This window comes from Alienimonas californiensis, assembly GCF_007743815.1.
GTDB lineage: Bacteria > Planctomycetota > Planctomycetia > Planctomycetales > Planctomycetaceae > Alienimonas > Alienimonas californiensis.
On the sequence record NZ_CP036265.1, the window covers coordinates 312407 to 335179 of the forward strand.

The following is a 22773-nucleotide window of genomic DNA, read 5'->3' on the forward strand; positions in this document are numbered from 1 at the left end:
GCGATAATGGCGGGCGAGCAGAGAGGCGAACGATCAGCCGGGATCGCTCCCGGGGGAGCGAAGAGGACCTTGAGCGGGCGGGAACGTCAAAGGCGAGAGACGGTCGCCTCGACGCTGCCTGGCCAGACCTGTCCCTTGGGCTGCGTCGCCTGGTCGTTCCCGCTCCGGTGCGATCCGAATTCCTCGCGGCTCCCGGCCCCGACGCCGGCCAGGGCGGCGCACGGCAGTGACGCCGTCGCCGTGTATTGGCGGGCGGTTTCGAAGACGGAGTCCATACTCGGCAGCCGGCAGGGAGCCCCGAACGCCTGATGCACCGTTCGCAGCGGCAACCGGGTCTTCACGGTGGTGTAGGCCGTCCGGCCGGTGGCCCCGCAGGCCTGCAGGATCTCGCGGACCAGCAATCGCAACGTCCCAACCGAAACACGAAAGTCTAAGTTCAAACCCATGTGCTCAATGTAATAGACGTCGTGGGCCACTTTCGCGATCACGTCGTCGATCGTCTGGTCCGGCGGCAGGCGGAGCTGAGCCAAACCGGTCACACCGGGTTTGACGGTCAGACGCAATTCATAACCAGGCACCTGTTGAACGAGTTCGTCGACGAACATCGGACGTTCCGGCCGCGGGCCGATCAGTGTCATATCGCCCCGCAGCACGTTGAGAATCTGCGGAAACTCGTCGATGTGCGACGCCCGGAGGAACTTGCCGATGCGGGTGATGCGGGAGTCGTTCTTCCCGGCCCACTGCGCCCCGCCCACCTCGGCGTCGTGCCGCATCGAGCGGATCTTAATCATGCGAAACGTCCGCCCGTCCCGGCCGACCCGCATCTGCCGGTAGAAGATCGGCCCCCGCGAATCCAACCGCACGAAAATCGCCGCGACGGCGACGACCGCCCCCAGCGGCACGGCCAAGAGCGCCCCGCCGATGAGATCAAACGCCCTACGAAACGCTAGATAAACCAGCGACGGGCCGACTAACGCCAGATCGCCCGGCGGGGTCGCCGGGTCGCTCAATGCGGTTCGCCCAAGATCGAGCTGGGACATTAACGCGGCCGTGGGGGAGGAGGAAGACAAGGCGGGATACAAAACGCGGTGGGTGCGTTGGCGGGACGTCAGGGAGACGTGGATCAGGCGGCGGGAGCGTCGGCGGCGAGCGCCGAACGCAGGCGAGGCAAGAACGCATTGAGGAACGTACGAGTCGCGGGGAGCGGGGCATCGTCGACGGCCTCCTCGCCGTCGGTGCGGAACTCCGTGACGTACAACTTGTACAGGAACGGTTCGCCGGCGAAGGCGACGCGGGGCGTCTCCGGGGCCGACCAACCCGCGCCGGCGCCCCATGCCCAATGCGTGCGAATGCGGACCGGACGGCCGTCGATCTCCTTTTCAAAGGTGGCCGCCGCAAAGTCGCCGACCCCGTCGACGCCGCCCGCGGGCACGTTCGTCACCGGCGAGCATTGGCGATACCCCGCCCCGCGGAAGCAGACCGTCGGCGGGTGCACCGAGATCGGCCCCTGCGGCCCGGCCAGCAGCATGACCTCGACCGGACCCTCGCCGTTCGGCCCGACGTAGCGGCGGGCGAACCCGCCCGTCGCCTCCGCGAGCCGGAGTTGCCGCTCCCCGAGTTCCAAGGGCTCCGCCGTCCACCCGTCAATTTCGAGCGGCACCTCGTCCAGCCGATCCGCGGCGGCGGTCAGGACCGCCGGGTCGCGGAGGGCGGAGGTTTGTACCTGGTGCGCCACGCCGGCGCCGAGCAACAGCGCCACGCCCGCCGCGGGGGCGAGTCGGTGGAGCCAAGCGGTGAGCGATCCGGAGGGCATGAATTCGAGAGGTGGGGGGAGGGACGGGAGGTCGGTCGAAACGCTGCGCTGTACGGATTCTCTCCGGCGTTCCCGCCCCTAAGAGCGGGAACGGACCAGAAATTGGGACGCCGCCCCGCCTGCTCGTGGCGCCGAAGATCAGATCTTCGCGGCTTGGGCGGGCGTCCGTTCGAGCAACCGGGCTTGCCGGTGCTTCGCGTACGGGTAGCGGCCCGGGGCGTATCCGTACCGGCCGACCTCGTCATCCATCCCGATCGCCACCGCCCCCAGCACGGGGACGCCGACCGCCTGAAACCGCTCCAACGCGGCCGCGACGTTCCGCAGCCGGGTGACGCCCCGACGGACCGCGAACATCACCCCATCCACGTGCTCCGCGAGCATCAGGCCGTCAGAGACCGGCAGCGCGGGGGGAGAGTCGACGATCACGATGTCGTAGCGGGCCCGCAGGTCGTCGAGGCATTCCGCCATCGCAGCGGTGCCGAATCCGGCCAGCGCCGTGTCGCACACGTCGCCGGCAGGGATCAGTCGCAACTCGGAGCCGTGCAGCGGGATCTCGACCTCCTCCGCAGACTTTTCGCCGCGGAGTACATCCGAGAGCCCCGGCCCGGACTCGCAGCCGAACACCCGGTGCGTCGACGGCCGCCGCAGGTCGGCGTCCACGAGCACAACGCGCCGTCCGGTGCGGGCAAGGCTGGCGGCGAGGTGGCAGGAGAGGGTGGTTTTCCCCTCGGAGGCGACGGCACTGCTGATCAGCACAACTCGGCCCCCAGCGTCCAACCGGCTCTCCGGCGTCTGCCCTCGCCCGTCCCCCAACTTCCTGAGCAGCACCACGCGGGCGGCGTCCACCGACTCTTTCAGGGCCTCGTTCCAATCGCTCCCACGCTGACCCGCCCCCGCCCCCGCCCCGCCCCGCGGCAGGTGCGGCAGCGTGCCGAACAGGTCGATCGCGAGGTTGCCCTTCAGATCCTGCGTCCGCTGAACGCTGGTGAACAGAAAGCCGAGCCCAGCGGCCAAGGCCATACCGAAACCGACGCCCCCACCCCCAACGAGCACGGCCGTCTTGATCCGCTTGCCATCGTTCCGCGTGCGGGGCACCACCGCGTCCTCTTGCACGGCAATCGGCGGGGTGGCATTTGAGATCTCGAACTCGCGGCGCTCCGCCTCCGTCGCAAGCAGATTGACCAATTCTTCTTTTCGAAGGAGTTCCGCCTCCAGCCTACGTAACCCGACGCTCTCCTTTCCGGCCTGGCGCTCCTCGATCTGATTCTCTTCCAGTTGCTGCCGAAGGTTGTTCCGGAAGCTTTCCAGCTGGGCGATCGTCTCGGAAAGCTTTTGGTCGCCCGCTTCACCTTGGGCCTCCCAACTGTTCTTTAGTTGCTCTTTCACGTGGGGCCGCAAGGAAACCTGAAGTTCTTTCAACTCGGCCTGACGCCGGGTCGCCTCCGCTCGTGCCGTGGCGAGGGTCGGGCTGGTCGAGTCCGCCCCCTTGCTGCGTTCGAGCTTCCCCACATAAGTCTCCGCGGCTCGAGCGACTTCCTCCGCCTGCTTGTATTCAGGCAAATCGGCGACAAGGGCGGCGAGTTGCTCGTCGCCGAGTTCGAACTCGTCGTCGACCGAATCACGGTAAGACTGTTTCGCCCGCTCGCGGATCAGTTCCAACTCCGTTCGCGTGACCTCGCCGCGAAGCATCGTACGGAGCTCTTGGAGCCCCGCGTGCCGCTGCTCGGCCATGATCGTCGAAGCCACGCCGCCCTGGCTGGCTTCGACGAACTGCTGGTACTGTTTCCGCTTAAGGTCCAGCGCGTCTTCCGCAGTGGCGAGGACTTGACGAAGGTTCGCCAACTTACCCTCGCGGTCGTCCATCGAGCCGACGACGACCTCCTTCATGTACGCGTCGACCACACCGTTGATGATCACTGGCAGATCCTCCGCGTGCTCGCCGGACAGCCCAACGGAGATGAACTCCGCACCGGGACTTCCAACAGACAAATGCTTTTGCAGGTGCACGACGGGGTCGGGCACCTCCTGGAGAGTTGGCGTGTTCGCCACTTCCGCATTCCGCAAAGCGGCAGTCAGCACTTCGCGGCTACGGAGCAACTTCTGGTTCGTCTGCTTACGGGTGCGAAACGAAGCTTGCTGCTCACTAGTGCTGAATGCGACGCGGTCGACATACGACCGCATATAAAGTTCTGCACTCGCCACATACGGTGCGGGGATATAGATCCAAGCGGCGTAGGCCCCGCCCGCCCCCAGCGGCAGGCCGACTAATACTGCGACGTACCAAAACCGCTTCAACCCAGCGACGGCCGGGCGCCAGTCGATTTGGAAGTGCTCGTCCGCGACCGGTTGCGAGACTGGCGGGCGGGGCGTGCGGGCGGCAGCCATGGGGACAAACAAGCTGGGGAGGAGTGAGGCGGGACCCGGCGGCACCGGGCGAGCGGTGGCCGCCAGGGAGGCGGCTGCACGTCAGGACCGGGCGGGGAGCCCGGGGCCGAGCGACGGGGCGGGCACCTGCCAGGAGGCGGCGTCGGTCTCCGCGACCGGAACAAAGATGCGGTCGAGGAGCGCCAGGAACGCCCAGAGCAGGCCGAGGGCCAGCGGGACCATCAGCAGTTCCGCGTGATCGTGTAAGCCGTCCGCGAGGGCCGGGCGGCCGCCATAGTACAGCGCCGCGGTCAACGCGATACGGACGACGTTCGAAGCAATCGCGATCGGAATCGCCGCAGCGACCATCGCGAGGCGTTGCCAGAGCGGGCGGGAGTCGTTGAAGATCGCCGCAGCGGTGGTCAGGGCGAAGAACACCATCAGCATCCGCAGACCGCTGCAGGCCTCCACGACGTCCACCCGAACCTCAGGCCCGGCCAGGATCGCGTTGCCGCTGGCCACCGCCGGAATGCCGCACACCTGGAGCAGGTAGACGGCGGAGACCGTCGCGGCGGACCGCAGCGGCTCGGCCGCCGCGGTTTCCAGTCGGAACGGCAGCGGGAGCATGAAGACGAGAAACGCGCAGGCCGGCCAAGCCCACTTCAGTGCCGTCCAGCCCCCAGCGGTCAGGACCATGCCGAAGGCGCACAGGACCAAGGCGAGATGCTCAAACCACTCGACGTAGATCTCGACGGCGTAGTACCGCAGCGCCAGCCCGGCGGCGAGGACCGGCAGGCCCCAAGCGCTGGGGGACGCCGGGAAGGGCTCCTTCTCCCGCGGGCCGTTCGCGTCGGCGGGCACCGCCGGCCGCAACCGATCGCGGCGGACCCACAGGATGCCGAGGGCGATCAGCGGGACCAGGAACCCGTGCGAGTACTGCGGATCGGCGTCCCACCGGGATGCCAGCACTGCTAACGTGTCTGAAAAGGCCCAGAGGACGCCGATCGCGAGGGTGATCCCGGCGAGGATCGCGGCGAGGGGAAGTCGATCGGTTGCGCTGGAGGGCATCAGGGGGTGGTTCGGATAGCTCATGGATCGCCGTCGTGAGGCGGCCTCCGTGGCCGGGTGGGCAAGTTGGCCCGAGTTGCCATCCGGTTGTAGCGACCAAGGTACCGGTGGGGGGGCGGTGCTCAAGAGGCTGTTCCAGCAGTTTTTGGGGAAACCCCCCAAACGCCCCGCTTCGCCCCTCTTCAGTCCAGTTCATGGCACCTTAGGGAGCAGGATTGCCCGAATCACTTGCATAATAGTGGCTGAGGCGGTCGCGACGATCCGTGGAATCTGTGCGAACGACGCCGGATTTCGATGTAGACACGCAACGTATCTCGACGATCACGCTTGCCAGCCGTCCTGTCGGGCGGCTGACGGCAACGGATTGCCTCGGGAGTTTGCCCATGGACACGTCACGAATCATCGCCGTCGGCGTTGCCCGCCTCAGTGCGGTCGCACGTCGCACGTCGCCGCTGTTGATCCTGACCGCGGCGACCACGTCTGTGGCGTTGACCGGTTGCGCGTCGATCGCGGAGCGGCGGGGGGAGGCCTTCATGGCCGCCTCCAGTCACATCCCTCGGGAACTGACGAAGGTCTCCCTGCCGGAGTACCGCGTCGCCCCGCCGGACATCCTGCTGATCGAAGCGGTCTCCAACATCCGCCAACCCACGGCACCGCTACGGGTCGGCGAGATCGTCGCCGTTCAGCTCGGCAACCCGGAGCCGCTGGCGCCGCCCGATCCCGAGGCGGGGCCGCTGGAGGCCCAGTACCAGATTCAGCTGGAGAGCCAGTACAAGTTCGTCGACGGGGAATATCTGATTCAGCCCGACGGCGCCCTGGATCTCGGCCCGGTCTATGGCCGCGTGGCCGTCGCCGGCCTGACGGTCGACGAAGCTCAGGCGGCGGTCGTTCGCGGCCTGCAGAACTATGAAATCGGCACCGACGGGCAGCCGACCGGCATCGCCAACCCGCAGGTCTCCCTGACCCTGCCGAACCCCCAGGCTCCGCAGCCGGTCACCGGCGAGCACCTCGTCCGCCCGGACGGCAGCGTCTCCCTCGGCATCTACGGCTCCGTTCCGGTCGCCGGGATGTCGCTGGCCGAGGTCCGCGGCGCCGTCGAGGCGAAGTTGTCGGCATACCTCGTGAACCCCGAGGTGAACGTGGACGTGCTCGCCTACAATAGCCAAGTGATCTACGTGATCACCGACGGCGGCGGCTTCGGCGAATCCATCGCTCGCCTGCCGGTCACGGGGAACGAGACCGTCCTGGATGCCGTCTCCGCGATCGACGGCCTCTCGCAGGTCTCCAGCAAGAACATCTGGGTTGCCCGCCCCGCCCCGGCCCACCTCGCCGCCAACGGCCCCTGCGGCGAACCCTGCGGGCAGGTGATGCCGGTCGACTGGCGGGCGATCACCCGCGAGGGCATCACGACGACGAACTACCAGCTCATGCCTGGCGACCGCGTCTACATCCAGGCCGACCACCTGACGGCGACCGGCAACTTCATGAACAAGCTGTTCGGCCCCTACGAACGTATCCTGGGCGTCACGCTGCTGACGAGGGGGGCGGCCCGCTCGTTCGAGAACAATGGGAACCGGGGTGTCGGCGGGGTCGGCGGATTTGGGTTCTGAACCGACGCCGCCTCGCCCCTAAACTGACCGCACCCCAGCCGAGCCACTCCCATGCCCCGCCTCTTCGCCGGTCGCGCCGCCGCCCTGCCGCTGGTCGCCGCTCTGCCGCTGGCCGCCGCCCTGCTGCTGATCGCCCCGGCCGTGGCCGCCGCCCAGGCGGGGCCGGTCGGCCCCGGCGGCCAGACGCCCTCGAACAACCCGACGCTCAGCCCCTACCTCGGGCTGCTGAACCGGAACAACACGACGGCGTTCAACTACTACGGGTTCGTGCGTCCGCAGCAGCGAATCACGGCGGAAGTCGGCCAGCTTCGGCAGAGCCTCCGCAACACGCAGTCGGAACTGAGCCGCACCCAAACTCTGCTGATCGACCAGCCCGCCGTCGACGCCCGGCTGATCGGAACGACCGGCCACGGCACCTCGTTCGGCAACACCGCCGGCTTCTTCGGTCGCGGCGCCCCGCAATTCGGCGGTCGCCGCTAAACCGGCCTTGCTCAGTCCCGGCGAAGCGACCTTTCAAGATCCCGCGTCCGACGCCCCGAGCGGGCTCCGTCGGCCCCCGAACACCACCGCATTCGCAGGAGGCGAAGCCCGTGTCCACCGCCCGTATCGCTCTCGCCCGTCCCCAAATCGCCCGTCGGGCCGGCGCCGCGTTGCTCCTCGCCGGCGGCTTCGCCGCCGTCGCCCCCGCCGCCGACCGTTGCTCCTCGCCCGACTGCCGCCCCGGCGCCCACGGCGGGACGTATGCCTGCGAAGAGGAAGGCTGCTTTGAGTCGTTCACCCGCCGTTTCCGCGAGTGGAAGCGGGTGACGCACGCCGGCCTGCGGATGAAGCACGAGGGCCACCTCCGCGAGGACGCCCTGGAGCACCCGGAGTGCCCTCCGTACCACGCCCCGGCCTGGGGCTACCACGAGACCTGCTGGCGGCAGTTCCCGACCCACGAGATCCCCCCATGCCCGCCGTACCACCCGCCCGCGGGCTACCCCGCCGGCTACCCCGCCGGCTACGCCCCGCCGCCCCCGGCCCCCTACCCGACGCACCTCGCCGCCCCGCTGCCGCTCGTTCCGGCGCCGGCGCCGAACGCAGTCGATCTGCCGACCGATACCACGCCGGAGTTGGAGGCAGCCCCCCCCGCAGCGCCGCTGCCGGCGGACGCGGCCCCGGAACCCACAGAGCCGTCCGTTCCCCGGGCGGACGATCCGTTTGCGAACCCGGATGCCAGCCTCGACTTGGAGGCGATGACCGCCCCCGCTTCGCCGGTGATCCAGGTCTCCGCTGAACTCCCGCTCTTGGAACCGCCAGCGGCCCCTACCTTCCTGCCGCCGGTCATGGTGGTGCCGGACGTCCCCCAAGCTCCAGAGAGCTCCATCCAGCCCGTCCCGGGTCGTGCGTCTCTCAACGCCGGCTCACATCAGGCCCCTACAAAGTAGGTCAAAGACCCCAACTGGTTCTGACGTGAGCGAAGCCCGGCACCAAGCCGGCGGTGCCAGATGAACAGACAAGGCGTCCCGGGTTCCTTTGAACCCAGGGCGCCTTGTCGCATTCGATCAGTCTAGACCGGAGTCACCAGCGGGTCGGATTAGGCGGAGCACCCCTCCACCGACACAGTCCGACAAGCCACTGTGAAATCTAAGCCCTCCCTACCACCCCGGTACGGGCGTTTGAGCGAGGGACGAACTGCGTCTGCGAAGAGACGGCGTCAGCGATCGGGATCGCTGGTCTGCTGTGCCGCAGTACCGAATGGGATTCCGACCATCGAAGGTCTCAACGCACGAAAAACCTCGCCGCCCTCACGGGCGACGAGGTCTCAACTGTACGACGGACCAGACGCTGAGGGTCAGGCTGACTTCAAGCAGCCACGCCCTGCTTCCTCCGCCGGTACGCACCGCCGCACAGGCCGACGCCGAGCAGGCCAGCGAGAGTGAGGCTCATCGGCTCGGGAACAGTCGCGACAGCGGCAAAAGTGCCGATGGTGAGGTTTTGCCCGCCCGTTCGGGGCGTATCAGAGTCGTCACTGATCCTCAGTTCAATAGCACCAACGTTGCTGAGCACGCCCGCACCGGCTGTACCGAAGGGGATAAACACCGGCCCCACAAAATCAGACGCCGCAGGAAGCACGGTAGAGAAGTCCGTGAACACCGTCGACAACGCTCCCTGCTCGAAAACTCTCACAATCAGCCGCAGGGCGACACCAGAGTAAGTGACGTCGCTCAACAAAAAACTATCGTTCGCACCGCCTTGTGTGAGGTCGAACCCTCCGAGTCCACTCGTGTTAATCGTAGCGGCATCCCCGTCAATTCCATCGTACACACTTCTCAACAACGCAGTTCCACCGGAAACCTGCACAAAATTGAGCGCGTCATTCCCGAACTGATTAACTCGCCCTTCACCGCGGGTACCCGTAATACGAAGATCTCGTTCACCGCCGAGAACACCCGTAACTACCGTATTCTGCTGAGGACTTCCGCCATCACTAGTAATGACAGTCTGAGGAGGCGCCGAAAAAGTGTCGATTGTGACCGCCGCCGACGCCGCCACCGGGGCTAGAACCACCGCGAGGGCGGCCAGAAAAACGCGTTGCATGAGTTTGCTGTTTGAAAAGAGGGTGTGGAAACGTTGAGCCGAACGGCCGGTCGTAACAGACCGGGAGCAGATCGCGTCACGCACACCGTGGGGGGCGGTAGATGCCCCCCGGGTACAGCAGGGGCCGGAGACAGCGGTTCGGAAGCGGGGTGAGGACCGTCAGCGACGGGGCGGCCATCTGCAGCGGGGTCGCCGGGAGGGCGACGCCGGCAGCGACGACGGGGCCAGAACTGGCGGAGCCGGCGGTTTCGCCGAAGCCATCTTGCAGGACCGGGGTGCCGGGCTCTTCGACCGGATGGTTCGCCGGGGCGGCACCGGTCGCATCAGGCGCCGCGACGCTCGTCGTCACCATCGCGGCCTGCACAGTTTCGCCTGACAGACAGCCCCAATAGAGAGCGAACAGGAAGGCGGCGGCCGGGAGGGGACGGAGCATCGGATGTGATCTTCCACAACGCTCTCCGTGGTTCGCAAGTCGAAACCGGCGACATGCGGCGGATTGACGGAGGTTTTCCCCACCGCGGAAGCAGATTTCGCAGGTGCCCGTCACTGTTCGGTCCGCATCAGGTCTTCGGAGCCGCGGAGGTCCCGCAGAACGCGGCGGAGCAGCGGGTGTTCGCTCGGGTGGAGGACGTCGGGGGAGAGGCCGGCGGAGAGGGCCGTGGTGAGGGCTCGGGCCGCGTTGGGGTCGCCGACGGCCCAGCGGGCGGCGGCGAGGTGGAACAGGATCGTGGGCGAGGCGTCGATCGCGGCGAGCTCCTCCAGCGAGTTCACCGCCGCCCCCAGCGCCGCGGAGCCCGGCGAGCCGCCGGCGGCGTGGGTCAGCACGGGGATCATTGCCCGGGTGTCCCGCAGGTTCGCGGTCGGACCGTCGATCGCCTCGGCCCGGTCCAGCAGCCGGTTCGACTCCGCCGGGTCCGGCTTGGCGTTCCCCGTCTCCCGCAGCGGGGCGGAAGCCAGCAGCCAGGCGAGGTTGTTGAGCAGGTCGGTGTCATCCGGCGTCTCCTGCAACAGCTCACGGTACTCCCGCTCGGCGGCGGCGATCCGGCCGCGGGCGGCGTTCAGGTCCGCCCGCACCTTGCGGATGCGCGCCGAACCGGGCTCCAGCCGCAGAGCGGCCTCGACCAGCCCGGCCGCCCGTTCGAACACCTCCTCGGGCACCTGTCCGAGCACCACGATCTGCACCGCCCGGGCGGCGGTTGCCTCCGGGACGGCCTCGCCGGCGTAGCGTTCGACCAGCTCGAGGGCCTCCGTGAAGCGACCGGTCCGGGCGAGGTGGCCGGCCGGCACCGTTTTGTCCTCTGGCCGCGTCGCCCGCTTTTGCAGGGCGTCGTATAGCTCGTCGGCGACATCGTTGAGTTCCAACCGTTCGGCGGTGGTCGCGAGCAGGTTGAGTCGTTGGAGGGAACCCTGGTCGCCGCCGCCCGCCCCGTCGGCGTCCAGCCCGGCGAGGGATCGCAGGCCAGCGGCGGCCGCGTCGCGGTCGCCGGTGGCGGCGGCGAACTCCGCGGCGGTCAGCTTCGTCAGGTCGGAGTCCGGGGCGACCTGTTGCAACCGCTCCATCAGCGGGCGGACGCGGTCGGCGACGGCGTCCGGCAGCGTGCCAGCGCCGCCGGCCGGGACGGACTCGTGCAGAATCGCCCCGCGGATCAGCGGGACGAGCGCCTCGGGGGCCTCCGGCTTCGCGTCGAGCACCGTCTGGAACAGCGGCCGGGCGTCCGCCCAGCGGCCGGTCGCCTCCAGCAGGGCGGCCAGTTCCAGCAGTTCCCGACCCGTCGTCGGGCCCGCGTTGGCGAGGGCGGAGAGCCGTTCGATCCGCAGCCGCCGGAACGGCAGCGTGTTCCGCATCCCCAGCAGGGAGAGCTGAGACCGCAAATCCTCCGGCGTCGCCGCCGACGGCGGGGGGAACTGCTCCAGCGCCGGGCGGACGTCCTCCCACCGGCCCGTCACCGCCGCGGCCAGGTCCCGCCGGGGGCGGAGCCAGTCGGCGACGGCCTTCGGCAGTTCGGCACCCGTCTTCGTGAGGGCGTCGAGCAGCGGCTGGGCCTCGTCCCGAGCCCCGTTCCGCAGGAAGAATGCGGCCGCTTCGGCGACGGCCCGCGGGTGCCCCTCCACGTCCGGGGCGTCCCCGCCGCCGGTGGCGGCGGTCCGATACAGTTCCGCGGCCCGCTGCAGGTCGCCGGCGGCCTCCCGCAGGCGGGCGGAGCGAACCGTGCTGTCCGGCTCCGAGAGCTTCGGCAGGGCGGCCTCGGCCGCGTCGGCGATCTTCGCGACCCGCTGCGGCCCGTCGTCGTCCAATTCGTAGGCCTCTCGCAAGAACCGCAGTCGGGCCAGCCAGCCGCCGACGTCGCCGGGGGCGGCGTCGGTGACGGATTCGAACGCCTCGACGGCGGCCTCTCGGGACTGTCGGCCCTCGGGGGTGTCGCGGCGGTTCATCGGCAGTTCGAGAAACCGAGCCCCCAGCGAGAGCGCCCGCAGCATCTGGTCGCCTGCGGAACCGCCCTCGCGGACCAGTTGCGTACTCAGTTCGACGAGGCGGTCCGTCTCGTTGAGTTCCGCGGAGACCTGCCAGGCGAGCCGGGCGACCGGCCCGGAGACGACCCCGGGGGTCTGCTGGTCGGCGGTCTTCAGCAACTGGGCCGCCTCCGCGGACCGCCCACGGGCGCGGAGCAGTCCGACCAGTTGGACGAGCGTCTCCTGCGAGCGGTCGCCCCAGGTGCGGGCCTTGGAGAACCAGTCGTAGGCCGCCTGGTCCGCCCCCAGCCGCAACGCCGCCAACCCCTGCAGGCGGGCGGCCGCGGGCCAGAGCGGGCGCTGCCGGAGGGCGTTGTCGAGCCGGTCGGCGGCGGCGGTCAGCTCGGCCTCCGGGGCGTCCGGGTCGGCGAGGATCCGGGCGGCGACGAGGCGGTCGCCGTTCGGACCGCTCGGCCCCTCCAGCCGACGCACCTCCGCGAGGGCGGCTTCGAACGCCGCGGCGGCGGGGGCGACGTCCACATCCGGGTTCTCCCGGGCGGCCTGCAGGTCGGCGAGGGTGAACTCCGCCAGCACGTTGCGGGCGGCGAAGTTGTTCGGGTTGTCCGCGGCGAGGTCCGTCCACAGCTGGCGGACGACGTCGACCCGCTCGTTCTCGGCGGCGAGCCGGATCAAACCGGCCCGCACCGCGGAACGCTCCTCAGGCGGCAGGTCGGCGGCCTCCGCGACGGCGTCCCGCAGGGCCTCGCGGAAGATCTCGGGCCCGCGGAGGGCCGCGACCGACACCTCCGCCAGCCGGACCTCCGGCGTCTCGCCCACGTCCGCCCGGGCGTCCGCCAGCAGCCGCTCGGCCGCCTCGCGGCGGACCTCAGCCTCCACGTCGGTCCGCGTCAGTTCCAGCGCCAGGCGGGTCCGCCAGAGCGAGGACCGCACCGGCGCGCCGAGGTCGCCGCCGGAGTCCAGCAGGTCGATCAGCGCCCCGCCGGCCGCCTCGTAGTTCTCTTGGGCGGCGAACAGCTGGGCCCGCAGCAACGTCGGGGCGACCGCGGCGGAGGGGTCGTCCTCATCCTGCTCGGCGGCCCGCTGGGCGTTGGCGACGGCGGCCTCGGCGGCGCGGAAGTCCCGTTCCCCCAGCGGCTTGGCGAGTTCGCGGCGAACCGCCAACTCCGCCACCAGCGGGGCGAGCGACGGCGTACCGCCCACCGGCTCCAACACCCGCAGCGCCCCGTCCACGTCCCCCTTCTGCGCGAGCAGCAGGGCGAGCGGTTGCCGGGCCGCGGCGAAGGTCGGATTGCTCCGCAGGGCCTCCTGGAGGATCGAAATCGCCCGTTCCGGGTTCTGCATCCGGCTGTAGGCGTCGGCCAACAGCAGGTTGACGGTGGACAACGCCTCCGGGCCGATCGGCAGCCGGCCGCCGCGATCGTTCACCCGGATGCTGCCGTCCGCCAGCCCCGCGGCGGCGCGCTCGAGTTCGCGGACCGCGGTCGCCGCGTCGCCGGTCAGCAGGGCCGAACGGCCGCGGAGCGTCTGGGCCGTCTCCGTGAAGGTCCCCAGCCGGCTGAGGGCTGTCAGCTGCCGGTCCACCTCGGCCGCAGCCTCCGCCGGGGCGAGATTCCCCGCGGTTCCCTCGGCCAAGGCGATCTCCGAGAGCAGCGTACGAACCTGCCACTCCGTGACGAGGTGCTCGACCGCCGACATCCCCCCGGCCTCGGGCTCAAGGGTTTCGTTCAATCCGTCGTCGGCCGCGGCGGTGAGTTGGGCGAGGGCGTCCTCCAGCACGGCCTTGGCGGCGGCGCCGGCCTCGGTCGTGTAGCCGTCGATCAGTTCGAGCTGGGCGGCGACGCGGGCGAGCCGCGGGTCCGGCGGGGAGAGCTGCATCCCGGCGACGACGTATTCGCGGGCCTGCCCGATGTGGGCGTCCCGGCCCTGCGGATCGCGGGCGCCGACGGCGTCGCCGGCGAGCTGCAACTCCGTTTCGGCCCCAAACCGCAGCACGTCCGAGTCGGCGGCCCCGCCCTCGGCGGCGAAGGCTGCCCCCGCGGCGGCGGCGGCGTCCGTCGGTCGGTCCCATTCCCGCAACAACTGTCCGCGACGCAGCAGGGCCGTCCGCCGGGGGGCGGCCCGCTCCGCGAGCAGGTCGGCGACCTCTTCGGCGATCTGCTCCGACCGATCGGCGGAGGCGGGGCGGTCCGTTAGCGACCGCACCGCGTCGCTCTCCGGCGCCGGCCCCTCGGACCAGACCCTCGCCGTGGGGGCGCCGTCGAAGCCCTCGGCGGTCAGCAGCCGGGCGAGCGTCATGTACGGGGCCGGGTCCTCCGGCGCGCGGTCGATCGCCAACATCAGCCACTTCGCCGCCTCGGCGTCCCGGCCGAGACCCGCCTCGGCCGCCGCCCGATCGACTAGCAACTCCGCGTCCCGGGCCTCCGGGTCGTCCTTTTGGAGCCGCGTGATGTGCGTGAGGGCGGCGTTGTAGTTCGACGCCCGCGGCTGGCGGGCGGCGAGGACCAGCAGGTCGCCCGCCAGTTTGCGGCGGACGTCGTCCAACTCCGGATCGAGTCGCAACGCGGTTTCGCGGAGGCGGATCACCTCCGACAGCACGCCCGGCCCGCCGAACTCCTCCAGCAGGTCGGCCGACCGGACGACGGCGTCCAGGTCGTCCGGTTGCAGTAGTCGGTACTCCGCGAATAGGCGGAAGGCCTCCTCGGCCTCGCCCTTCTCCTCCGCAGCGAGGGCCCGCTCCTTCAAGTCGTCGGAGAGCCGGTCGACCTGCAACCAGCGCACCCCGTGCACGGTGCCGGCCCCGACGACGAACACCGCCGCCGCGATCGCCGCCGCCTTCCAGTTGAACCGCCGCCGGATCGTCGCTGGCGGCGCCGCCGGCTGCGGCTCGGCCGCCCGCGGAGCGGCGTCGGCCGGAGCCGCGGCGCCGGTCGTCGATCCGCCCGTCTTCGTTACCGGTTGCGCAGCCGTCGACTTGTTCGGGGCCCCGGCCATGGGGGCGGCGGGACCGGACGGCGGGGACGGCGGGGCTGGCACGATGCGGCGCGAGGGGGGGCGGGGAGAGTGGGGGAACGTGAGTTGGGCGCGAGCGGACGGAAGGGGGTCCGTGAACCCATCGAAGCGGCAACCGGGCCCCTTTGGGGACACCCGACAGACTTTGCCGCAGGCGATTTGCGGGCGGGGCCGGACGGACCGGAACAGGCCGGGGGACCCGGCGGGCTCAGCCGGGGCGGGTCAACGCATTCAGCCGGGGCGGATCAACGCATGCGGTTGAGCAGGGCTGCCCAGCGGCCGGCCCGGACCCGTTCGAGTTCCGCCAGCCGCTCAGAAATTATCGCGTGTTCCTTTGCGGCGGGAACCGGCCGGCGGCTGCCGCCGATCTTTGGACTGTCGTCCCGCGGCGGCGTCGGGACGGCGGGGTACGAGACGACCTGCGGGGACCGATCCCGCTCCTCGCTCCGGACCGGCTTCGAACCGCCGCTCGCGTCGAGCAGCGACCGCAGCGCGGCGACCTCCGCCTCGATCCGGCGGATCGCCTCCAGTTCCGTGCGGAACTCGTTCAGCATCGCCCCGAACTGGCCGGTCTGCCGGTCGATCTCCTCCCGGCAGATGTCGCGGACCGCTTGGGCGGCCTGCTCCCGGAACGCCCCCGCGAGGGTTTGACGGACGGCGTCCGCCACGACGTCGCGGAGCTGGTCCAGCGGGGAATCCGCTTCCGCCGAGCGGGTTTCGACCGGGCGGGGGATCAGCAGCACCGCTTCGCTGCCGAACTTGATCTCATCGCCGACCTCCAGCCGTCGGCGGCGGACGGTCCGCCCGTTCACTCGCACGCCCCCGCGGCTACGAAGGTCGACCACCCACGGACCGTCTGGGCCGTAGAGCAGCAGGGCGTGGAGCGAATCGGCTCCGGGGTCGCGGAGCGGCACGCCGGCGCCGCGGCGGGTCCCAACGGTCACCACGGGCCGGACTGGCGTGAGCGTCGCCCAGCGATCGCCGCCGTCGGTCGGCGTCAGGCAGAACCCGGGGCCGTGGCGGTCGTCGTCCTGCGGTCTCTTCGGATAGATGCGGCGGAGGCGCGGCCGCCCCTCGCCGGCCGGCGGGTCGGTGCCCTCGCGGAGCGACAGTTCGTAGGGTCCGAAGCAGATCGTCCGGTCGCGAGTCAGCAGCGACGCGTCCGTCTGGCGGTCGTTCGTCCGCAGGCCGCCCGGCTCGCCGGCCAGACACAGCACGCCGCCGTTGAGCGCCTGCATCACGACGTGCCGCGGCCCCAGCCCGTCGCCGTGCACCCGCAGGTGCACCCCCTCCGCCGTGCCGATGACGGCCTGCGGGGCCGAGAAACAGAACTTCTTGCGGGACTGATCCCGGGTGTCGCGGAGCATGACGTACGGCCGGACGACATCGGTCCCGTCCCAATGCGGCTGTACGTACGTGGCTCCGACGGGGCCCCCGTCGACGTCGCTGAGCCCCCTCAGATCGAACGACGACGGCCGGGCCTGCACCGCGGGCGGGCGGAGCGGCGGTTCGACGCGCGAGAGAGCCGTGCTCGGACGGTCCGCTTCGAGCAAGTGGCCGGCCTCGGGCTCCGGGGCCAGATCCGCGGCGGGCGTTTCCTCGGGAAGGCCGTCTGAGCCTGCGGACTCGCTCAGGTCCTCCAGGAAGTCCTCCGCGCCCCGAACTTCCGCGCCGTCAGAGCCGGCGGAGGTTGCCCGTCCCGCGTCGCCACGGTCGCGGGCGGTGAAACGCCCCGCGATCCAACGGCGCCGTCGATGATGTGCAGACGGCGGCATGCGGCGCGAGACGCGGCGTTTGCAGGAGCGGACGAAGCGCGACGGCCAGACGAACCGACGCCGAAGAGCCTGATCTTCCGTCCTACTCGAGGTGCAGACAAGATGCCGGCCTGGAGCTTCTCCGAGAAATGACCGAAACCGGCCTAGGGAAATCCCCCGTTCGCCGCCATTCAGAATTTCTGAGCGATTTCTGCCGAAACGTGAACTAGGGTCTTGGGTTCGACCCTTCAATGGCGTCATCGCCCCCGGCGAACCGATTCCGGACGACGCACGACGATTCGTCATCATTCGCCCACCAGAACCCCCTTCCAAAAGTTCAGCATGTATCGCGTCGAGTTTGCTGACGGGGGTGCGTCCATCCTCAACGAGCACGGGGAGCGGGTGTTTTCCGGCACCCTGGAGGAGTGCGAGAACTTTCTGGACTGGTCCGAGAACCATCAGGGCGAGCCGATGCCGGCCCCGACCCGCCGCCGCGAACGGTCCCACGCAATCGGCCTGCCGGCCTTCCTGATGCCTTTTTTCGGCTTGCGAGACGCCTCCTTGCCGCGACAGCCGCGGTGAAACTCTTCACCGCGCGTGGTACTCGCGGTACCACTTCACAAACGCCCCCACGCCCTCCTCGATCGACGTGACCGGGACCAGCCCGGTTACCTCTGCCAACGGCCCGACGTCGGCCGCAGTGGAGATAACGTCGCCCGGCTGCATCGGCAAGAAGCGTTTCTCGGCCGGCCGGCCGCAGGCGGTCTCGATCACTTCGATGAGCCGCATCAGTTCTACCGGCTCGCTAGCCCCTAGGTTATAGGTGCGGAAGGGGCCGGTGCCCCGATCCGGCGATGCCGGCGCGGCCCCGTCGGTCGGCGCCGCCGGCGGACGGGCGGCGAGCCGCACGACGCCCTCGGCCGCGTCGTCGATGTAAGTGAAGCCCCGCCGCATCCCTCCCCCGCCGTAGACGTCGATCGGATCGCCGGCGAGAACCCGCTGGGTGAACTTCCAGACGGCCATGTCCGGCCGCCCCCACGGTCCGTAGACCGTGAAGAACCGCACCCCGGTGCACGGCAGCCCGTACAGGTGGGCGTAGCTGTGGGCCATCAGCTCGTTGGCCCGCTTCGTCGCCGCGTAGAGGCTGATCGGGTGGTCCGCCGGCTGATCGGCGGCAAGAACTGGCTCGACGCTCGCCCCGTAGATGCTGCTGCTCGACGCGAACACGAGGTGCGGCGGGTCGTCCGGGCCTGTTTCCGCCTGCCGCCGACAGCCCTCCAGCACGTTCAGGAACCCGGTTAGGTTCGCCGCGGCGTAGTCGTGCGGATGCGTGATGCTGTGCCGCACCCCCGCCTGGGCGGCCAGGTGGATCACGCGGTCGAACGGCCCCCCGGCGAAGACCCGCTCCACGGCGCCGCGGTCCGCCACGTCGACTTGATGGAAGTCGAAGTCCCCGCCCCCCCGCTCCGCCGCGGCGAACAGGCGCTCCAACCGGGCCCGCTTAAGCGAGGGCGAGTAATAGACGTTCAAATCGTCCACCCCCACCACGGCCGCCCCCGTCCCCAGCAACCGCTCCCCCACCGCCGCCCCAATAAACCCGGCCGCCCCGGTCAGTAGGATCTGGCCATTGGGCATTGCTGCCTCAGCCTTGGATCGCATGGTCGAGTCAGGCGAAGACATGGCTGGAACGAACGAGGACAACGAGGACATCGTGAGGGAATTCCAACCGCCCCCGGCGGGCCGCAGGCGGGGCACAATACCCTGCCAAACGGGAGGTGGAGACCGTAGCGAACAAACACACGAAGGCCGCGGTCGACCGCGGCCTTTTCGCCTCGCTCCCGCACAATTCGTCCGAGCCCGCGAGGGGCTGCCGCCTTCTCTCCGTACCGTCGCTCGCTCGCCTCCTCACGTTGCAACGGGTTCCTTATGAACGGGCGTAGACCATTTGCCAGCGAACGATCGACGGCGACCGGGATGCAGCGGCTGTCGACGCCCGGACGCTGAAGGAGAACCGCGCTCCCTCGCTAGAAAACTGCGAACCGGCCTACGGTGGCGGCGGTGGCGGCGGTCGCGAGCGCCATCCAGCAGGGCGACAGCACGGCGTCCCCAGCCATGAACGCCGCCTACGCTCCGCCGTCTACTCTACGACTCGCCCGCCACGCCGCACGGATCGAAAAATCCGAACGCCGAACTCAAGCCGCCACGGCGACCGTGTCCCGGCCGAGCTTTCGCTTCCGGCGCCACGCCCCGAACGCCAGGCCCAGGCCGCTGACCGACATCAGGGTGACGCTGCCCGGCTCAGGCGCGGCGGCCGCTTCGCTCGGAAGCGCGTTCGGCGACGCCATTCCGGATTCAAACGAGACGGCGTAGCCCAGGGATTCGGGCGTGCTGCCGTCGGCGAACGTCAGCGAAGTGAAATGGGCCGTGTGAGAGGCGTCGGAACTGGCGACGCCATTCAAAACTAACGCATCTGTGTATAATGAAGTGTACCAGTTAATCAGGTAACCGCCCTCGACGGGCACCAACGGTAGATTGGCCGAGAAGACCGCCGTATATTCGTCTCCGATCCAATGCCAAGAGTCCCAACCGTCGATCATCGCCCAGTCGCCGCCGTAGGATTCGGGGTTCAAGGCTTCGCGATAATAGCCTTCTGCCCTGCCGAAGTGGCTATCGGCGTCCATTTTGACTCCGGCGAGCGTCCCCGTGGCGCCCTCGCCGCGTACCGCGAGCATTTCGCCGTGGAGAGTAAACGTCAGCCGGAGCCTTGGGTCGACTAGGTTTTGCGGACCGAGAAGCGTTACCGTGTCATACCAGCGGGCAATGGCACTTCCCTGAGCCCGCCCCAGAGAGCTTGCCAGGGACGAACTTCTGAGCAGTAGTCTGCCGAGATCGTCCAACTCACTCTTGGCGTAGGTTGCTATGTCGGCCCCCCAGAGGTTCGCTGTCGCAGAAGTGACGCCATGCCTGTACAAGATGTCGTTAACATCCGATGCGGTGGCCTCCAACCGAACCTCGGCGTGAACCAACTCCCCGTCGATAATGATCCCGCCGTACGCGTCGCGCGCGGCGAGAATCACTAGGCCGACCGTGATCGAGCACATTGCCCGCGTCATCATTACATTCTCCCAGAAAGCGGGGACGGAAGCGGGGACGAAACCAACCCTCGGGCATCTCGGAGCCGCCGCCGTGCCCCTCCGCCGCCAGAGTCGGACGACGGGCAACACCGTCCGCGCGAAGCTCATCTGTCTGCCGGCAAACTGTCAAGCAGATGTCTCGCGTCCCGACAGGGGAGGGACTGGACAGTCCTCCGCCCGCGCCGCTCCACGACAGCCGGACGCGCGGTCGGTGTCCGTCCGCGACTGCCCTGCCGCCACCGGCGACGGCCCCGCCCGCATTGCCGCGGCGCTCGCCGGCCGCTGACCGTCTGCCGCGCGATCGCCCGATCCGCTAGGCGAATGGGCCTCTAATGGACAGGCGTGGACTGCCTGCCGAGTCATGGGCACAATACGGGACGGCAGCACTTCCCCCCACGACCCGCCGCAGACCGATGCCGCCGTCCGCGAAGACTGCCCCGAAGGCGTCCGCCCCGCGACAGCGCAAGTCCCGCATGTCGTGGCAGCCGACCGGGCGGGACGCCGCCGGGCGGTGGGTGAAGCGGTACAAGAAGCGGCGGTTTCAGTCCGCCGTCGCCCCCTGCCGCAGCGATCGGGAGGCCGAGCGGGCCGCGTGGGAAGGGTTCATCGCCTTCCGGACCGCCGTTGACGCCGAGAGCGCCGCCGCCGGGGAGGACGGCCCGCCCCGGGGGTATCGATTGGCGCTGGAGTTCCACGACGGCGTCGCCGATTGGTGCGCGACCGAGTTGCGGCTCCTGGATCAGACCGGGGAAGTGCCCGACCTGGAGTTCCTCGGCCCGGACGGGGAGCCGCGGGAGCCGGACGACTGGCGGGCCTATCTCGAAGCGCACCGGGAGAACGCCTGCGCCGCGGCGGCCGAGCTTCGCCGGATCGCCGCCAAGCGCAACCCGCGGGCCCTGACCGACGAGGAGACATTCCCGTTCCTGGCCCACCTCGCCGTCGAGCTGCCGGCGGACTGGGACGCGCAGGTCGCCGCCGGGACCGCCGTGCCGCCGCCGCTTCCCTCCGACCCCGCCGCCGAGGACGCCCGCCGTTGGCTGGACCGGCTCTTGGCGGCCGCGGAGGAGAAACGCCGAACGGTCCCCGCCGCCCCCGCGGACCGGCGGGTCGCCCCGCTGATCGACCGCTACCAGGCCGGCCGGGAGGTGAAGCCCAGTACGCTGTCCCGGGACGCCGAGCGGCTGGCCCACTTCGCGGCCTTCGCCGGCGACCGGGACGCGGCGGCCCTCGACGCCGGCACGCTGGAGGACTACCGCGCCCGGCTGCTGGAGTTCTGTAAGGCGGCGACGCAGGGCGGCCGCGGGTGGTCGCGAGCTGAGGCGCGGCAGACGCTCAACGCCGCCAAGAGCTTCGTCCGGTGGCTGTACCGCACCGAGGTCCTGGACCGCGAGCCGCGAAACCTCTCCTCCTGCAAGGTCGAGGCGCCGCGGTCCGAGCCGAAGACCGAGGACCCCGCCCTGCTCCGCCGCGTGGTCGACGCCTGCGGCGACAGGCCCGTCGGCGTGTGGACGTTGCTCGCCGCCAACGTCGGCGCCTACGGCTCCGACCTGGGCGGGGTCCGGCTGTCGGAGATCGACCTCGAAAAGGGCGTGTTGACGCGGGGCCGCACGAAAACCGGCAGCCCCGGCCGCTGGCGCCTGTGGGACGAAACGCTGGAGCGGCTGATCGCCTATCTGGAGGTCCGGCCGGAGCCGCGGGAGCCGGCGTTCGCGGGTCTGCTGTTCCTGGACGGCCGCGGCGGTCCGGTCTGGCGCTTTACGGAGGGCGGCCAGAAGGTGGACAGCACCCGGTCTGCGTTGAAGCGGCTGCGGAAGCGGATGGCGACGGAGTGCGCCGTCCCCTCGCTGCCGATGTGGCGCCGGACGAGCGCGACGCTGCTGCGGAGCGGCCCGTTCGCGGACGTGCGGGACGTGTGGCTGGCCCACGCCCCGAAGAACGTCGCCGATCGCTCCTACGCCGCCGCCCCACTGGACCGGGTCGCGGAGGCCTGCGGCTGGCTCGGCGACCAGTACGGCTTCCCCACCGACCCGGCCCGGTTGGAATCGACCGCGACGCCGCCCCCTCCGCGCTGAAACGCGCGGTCCGTCCTCCGGGGTGAGGTCGCCGTGCCGCGGACTGCGCCGGGGCGTGGCCGGGGAAAGCATCCAGCAGCGACCGTCCCAGAACGCGTCACGGCAACTTAACTCTCTCCGACTCCGAGTTGACTCTCACGGAGACTCCCGACTGACTCTGACGCGGGAGTCAATGTCGCCGACACACGGAGTTCGCGTCCCCTAAACGGCGAGGCGCGTGGAGTCACTGTGGGATGAGGCCGGTCATTCCGCCGGCCGCCTTTTCATCTCCCGTATCGGAGCCGCCCCGTGCCCCGACTCCCCCTCCCGCCGCGGCTGGCCGCCGCGGCGGGACAGCTCCTGCTCGGCCTGCTGGCCGACCTCGCCGCGATCGCCGCCGGCCGCGCCGCGGCCCCGCCCGATCCGGCCCCGACCCGCGAGCCGTCGCCCCGCGACGGCCGCTGACCCCTTCTCCCCTCACGTCAAACTGGGAGGCTCCCCGTATGAGCCACATCGTCACCGTCGCCGCCAAGGCGACGGACCCCGCCGCCCTCGCGGCGGCCTGCCGGCGGCTGAAACTGCCGCCGCCGCAGACCGAGACCGTCACCTTCTTCGATCGCTCTGTCCGCACCGGATCGACGGTCCGCCCGCCCGGCTTCGTCTATCCGATCGTCTGCGACACGGACTCCGGCGATCTCTACCACGACACCTACGAGGGCAGATGGGGATCGGAAGCGTTCGTCGGCCGCCTGCTGCAGGCGTACGCCGTGGAGAAAACGAAGCTCCAGGCGAAGGCCCGCGGCCACCGCTGCACGGAGACCGCCCTCGCCGACGGCAGCGTGCGGCTGACCGTCACCGCCGGGGCCGCGGGCTTCGGCGGAACGCCCCAGTACCTGAGTGCCGGGGAGGCCGCCTGAG

General features: G+C 70.1%; 17 protein-coding genes. 7 read left to right on the forward strand and 10 right to left on the reverse strand.

The window, feature by feature from the left end:
- Positions 1 to 86: 86 nt before the first annotated feature.
- The 4 genes from CA12_RS01290 to CA12_RS01305 form a co-directional block, all read right to left on the reverse strand.
- Positions 87 to 1040: a sugar transferase gene (locus tag CA12_RS01290; protein ID WP_165700484.1), complete on the reverse strand. Its 954-nt coding sequence runs from the start codon at positions 1038 to 1040 to the stop codon at positions 87 to 89.
- A gap of 83 nt (positions 1041 to 1123) precedes the next feature.
- Positions 1124 to 1813, reverse strand: a complete 690-nt coding sequence (locus CA12_RS01295) for an exosortase-associated EpsI family protein (RefSeq protein ID WP_145356839.1) — start codon at positions 1811 to 1813, stop codon at positions 1124 to 1126.
- 138 nt (positions 1814 to 1951) lie between these two features.
- On the reverse strand, positions 1952 to 4198 hold the full coding sequence (locus CA12_RS01300) for a polysaccharide biosynthesis tyrosine autokinase (protein WP_145356841.1): 2247 nt from the start codon (positions 4196 to 4198) through the stop codon (positions 1952 to 1954).
- Positions 4199 to 4279: 81 nt separating this feature from the next.
- A complete protein-coding gene (locus CA12_RS01305; RefSeq protein ID WP_165700485.1) occupies positions 4280 to 5245 on the reverse strand; it encodes an exosortase/archaeosortase family protein in 966 nt (321 codons plus the stop codon).
- Positions 5246 to 5628: 383 nt separating this feature from the next.
- Between CA12_RS01305 and CA12_RS01310 the strand changes: the two genes are divergently transcribed.
- The 3 genes from CA12_RS01310 (at position 5629) to CA12_RS01320 (ending at position 8282) form a co-directional block, all read left to right on the forward strand.
- The gene (locus CA12_RS01310) at positions 5629 to 6855 is read left to right on the forward strand and encodes a polysaccharide biosynthesis/export family protein (RefSeq protein WP_145356845.1); all 1227 of its coding nucleotides are present in this window, start codon (positions 5629 to 5631) and stop codon (positions 6853 to 6855) included.
- Between the two features lie 51 nt (positions 6856 to 6906).
- Positions 6907 to 7335: a hypothetical protein gene (locus CA12_RS01315; RefSeq protein WP_145356847.1), complete on the forward strand. Its 429-nt coding sequence runs from the start codon at positions 6907 to 6909 to the stop codon at positions 7333 to 7335.
- A gap of 110 nt (positions 7336 to 7445) precedes the next feature.
- On the forward strand, positions 7446 to 8282 hold the full coding sequence (locus CA12_RS01320; protein ID WP_145356849.1) for a hypothetical protein: 837 nt from the start codon (positions 7446 to 7448) through the stop codon (positions 8280 to 8282).
- A gap of 418 nt (positions 8283 to 8700) precedes the next feature.
- Here CA12_RS01320 and CA12_RS01325 read toward each other — a convergent pair whose 3' ends face one another.
- The 4 genes from CA12_RS01325 to CA12_RS21745 form a co-directional block, all read right to left on the reverse strand.
- Positions 8701 to 9519 carry a hypothetical protein gene (locus tag CA12_RS01325; protein WP_145356851.1) on the reverse strand — a complete coding sequence of 273 codons (819 nt, stop codon included), beginning with the start codon at positions 9517 to 9519 and terminating at the stop codon, positions 8701 to 8703.
- On the reverse strand, positions 9512 to 9868 hold the full coding sequence (locus tag CA12_RS01330; RefSeq protein ID WP_145356853.1) for a hypothetical protein: 357 nt from the start codon (positions 9866 to 9868) through the stop codon (positions 9512 to 9514). Before CA12_RS01330 ends, CA12_RS01325 begins: the two co-directional genes overlap by 8 nt.
- 110 nt (positions 9869 to 9978) lie before the next feature.
- Positions 9979 to 14898: a tetratricopeptide repeat protein gene (locus tag CA12_RS01335; protein ID WP_145356854.1), complete on the reverse strand. Its 4920-nt coding sequence runs from the start codon at positions 14896 to 14898 to the stop codon at positions 9979 to 9981.
- Between the two features lie 263 nt (positions 14899 to 15161).
- Positions 15162 to 16283, reverse strand: coding sequence for an FHA domain-containing protein (locus tag CA12_RS21745; protein WP_165700486.1), 1122 nt, complete (start codon positions 16281 to 16283; stop codon positions 15162 to 15164).
- Positions 16284 to 17012: 729 nt separating this feature from the next.
- Between CA12_RS21745 and CA12_RS21750 the strand changes: the two genes are divergently transcribed.
- The gene (locus CA12_RS21750; protein WP_165700487.1) at positions 17013 to 17252 is read left to right on the forward strand and encodes a hypothetical protein; all 240 of its coding nucleotides are present in this window, start codon (positions 17013 to 17015) and stop codon (positions 17250 to 17252) included.
- Positions 17253 to 17258: 6 nt separating this feature from the next.
- Here CA12_RS21750 and CA12_RS01345 read toward each other — a convergent pair whose 3' ends face one another.
- The gene (locus CA12_RS01345) at positions 17259 to 18305 is read right to left on the reverse strand and encodes an NAD-dependent epimerase/dehydratase family protein (protein WP_145361231.1); all 1047 of its coding nucleotides are present in this window, start codon (positions 18303 to 18305) and stop codon (positions 17259 to 17261) included.
- 557 nt (positions 18306 to 18862) lie between these two features.
- A complete protein-coding gene (locus tag CA12_RS01350; RefSeq protein WP_145356858.1) occupies positions 18863 to 19747 on the reverse strand; it encodes a PEP-CTERM sorting domain-containing protein in 885 nt (294 codons plus the stop codon).
- A 530-nt stretch (positions 19748 to 20277) separates the two neighbouring features.
- Here CA12_RS01350 and CA12_RS01355 point away from each other — a divergent pair.
- The 3 genes from CA12_RS01355 (at position 20278) to CA12_RS01360 (ending at position 22772) form a co-directional block, all read left to right on the forward strand.
- Positions 20278 to 21876 carry a tyrosine-type recombinase/integrase gene (locus tag CA12_RS01355; protein ID WP_145356860.1) on the forward strand — a complete coding sequence of 533 codons (1599 nt, stop codon included), beginning with the start codon at positions 20278 to 20280 and terminating at the stop codon, positions 21874 to 21876.
- Positions 21877 to 22164: 288 nt separating this feature from the next.
- Positions 22165 to 22320, forward strand: a complete 156-nt coding sequence (locus CA12_RS21755; protein WP_165700488.1) for a hypothetical protein — start codon at positions 22165 to 22167, stop codon at positions 22318 to 22320.
- A 38-nt stretch (positions 22321 to 22358) separates the two neighbouring features.
- Entirely contained in the window at positions 22359 to 22772 is a 414-nt protein-coding gene (locus CA12_RS01360; protein WP_207622098.1) for a DUF1257 domain-containing protein, read from the forward strand.
- Position 22773: the final 1 nt, after the last annotated feature.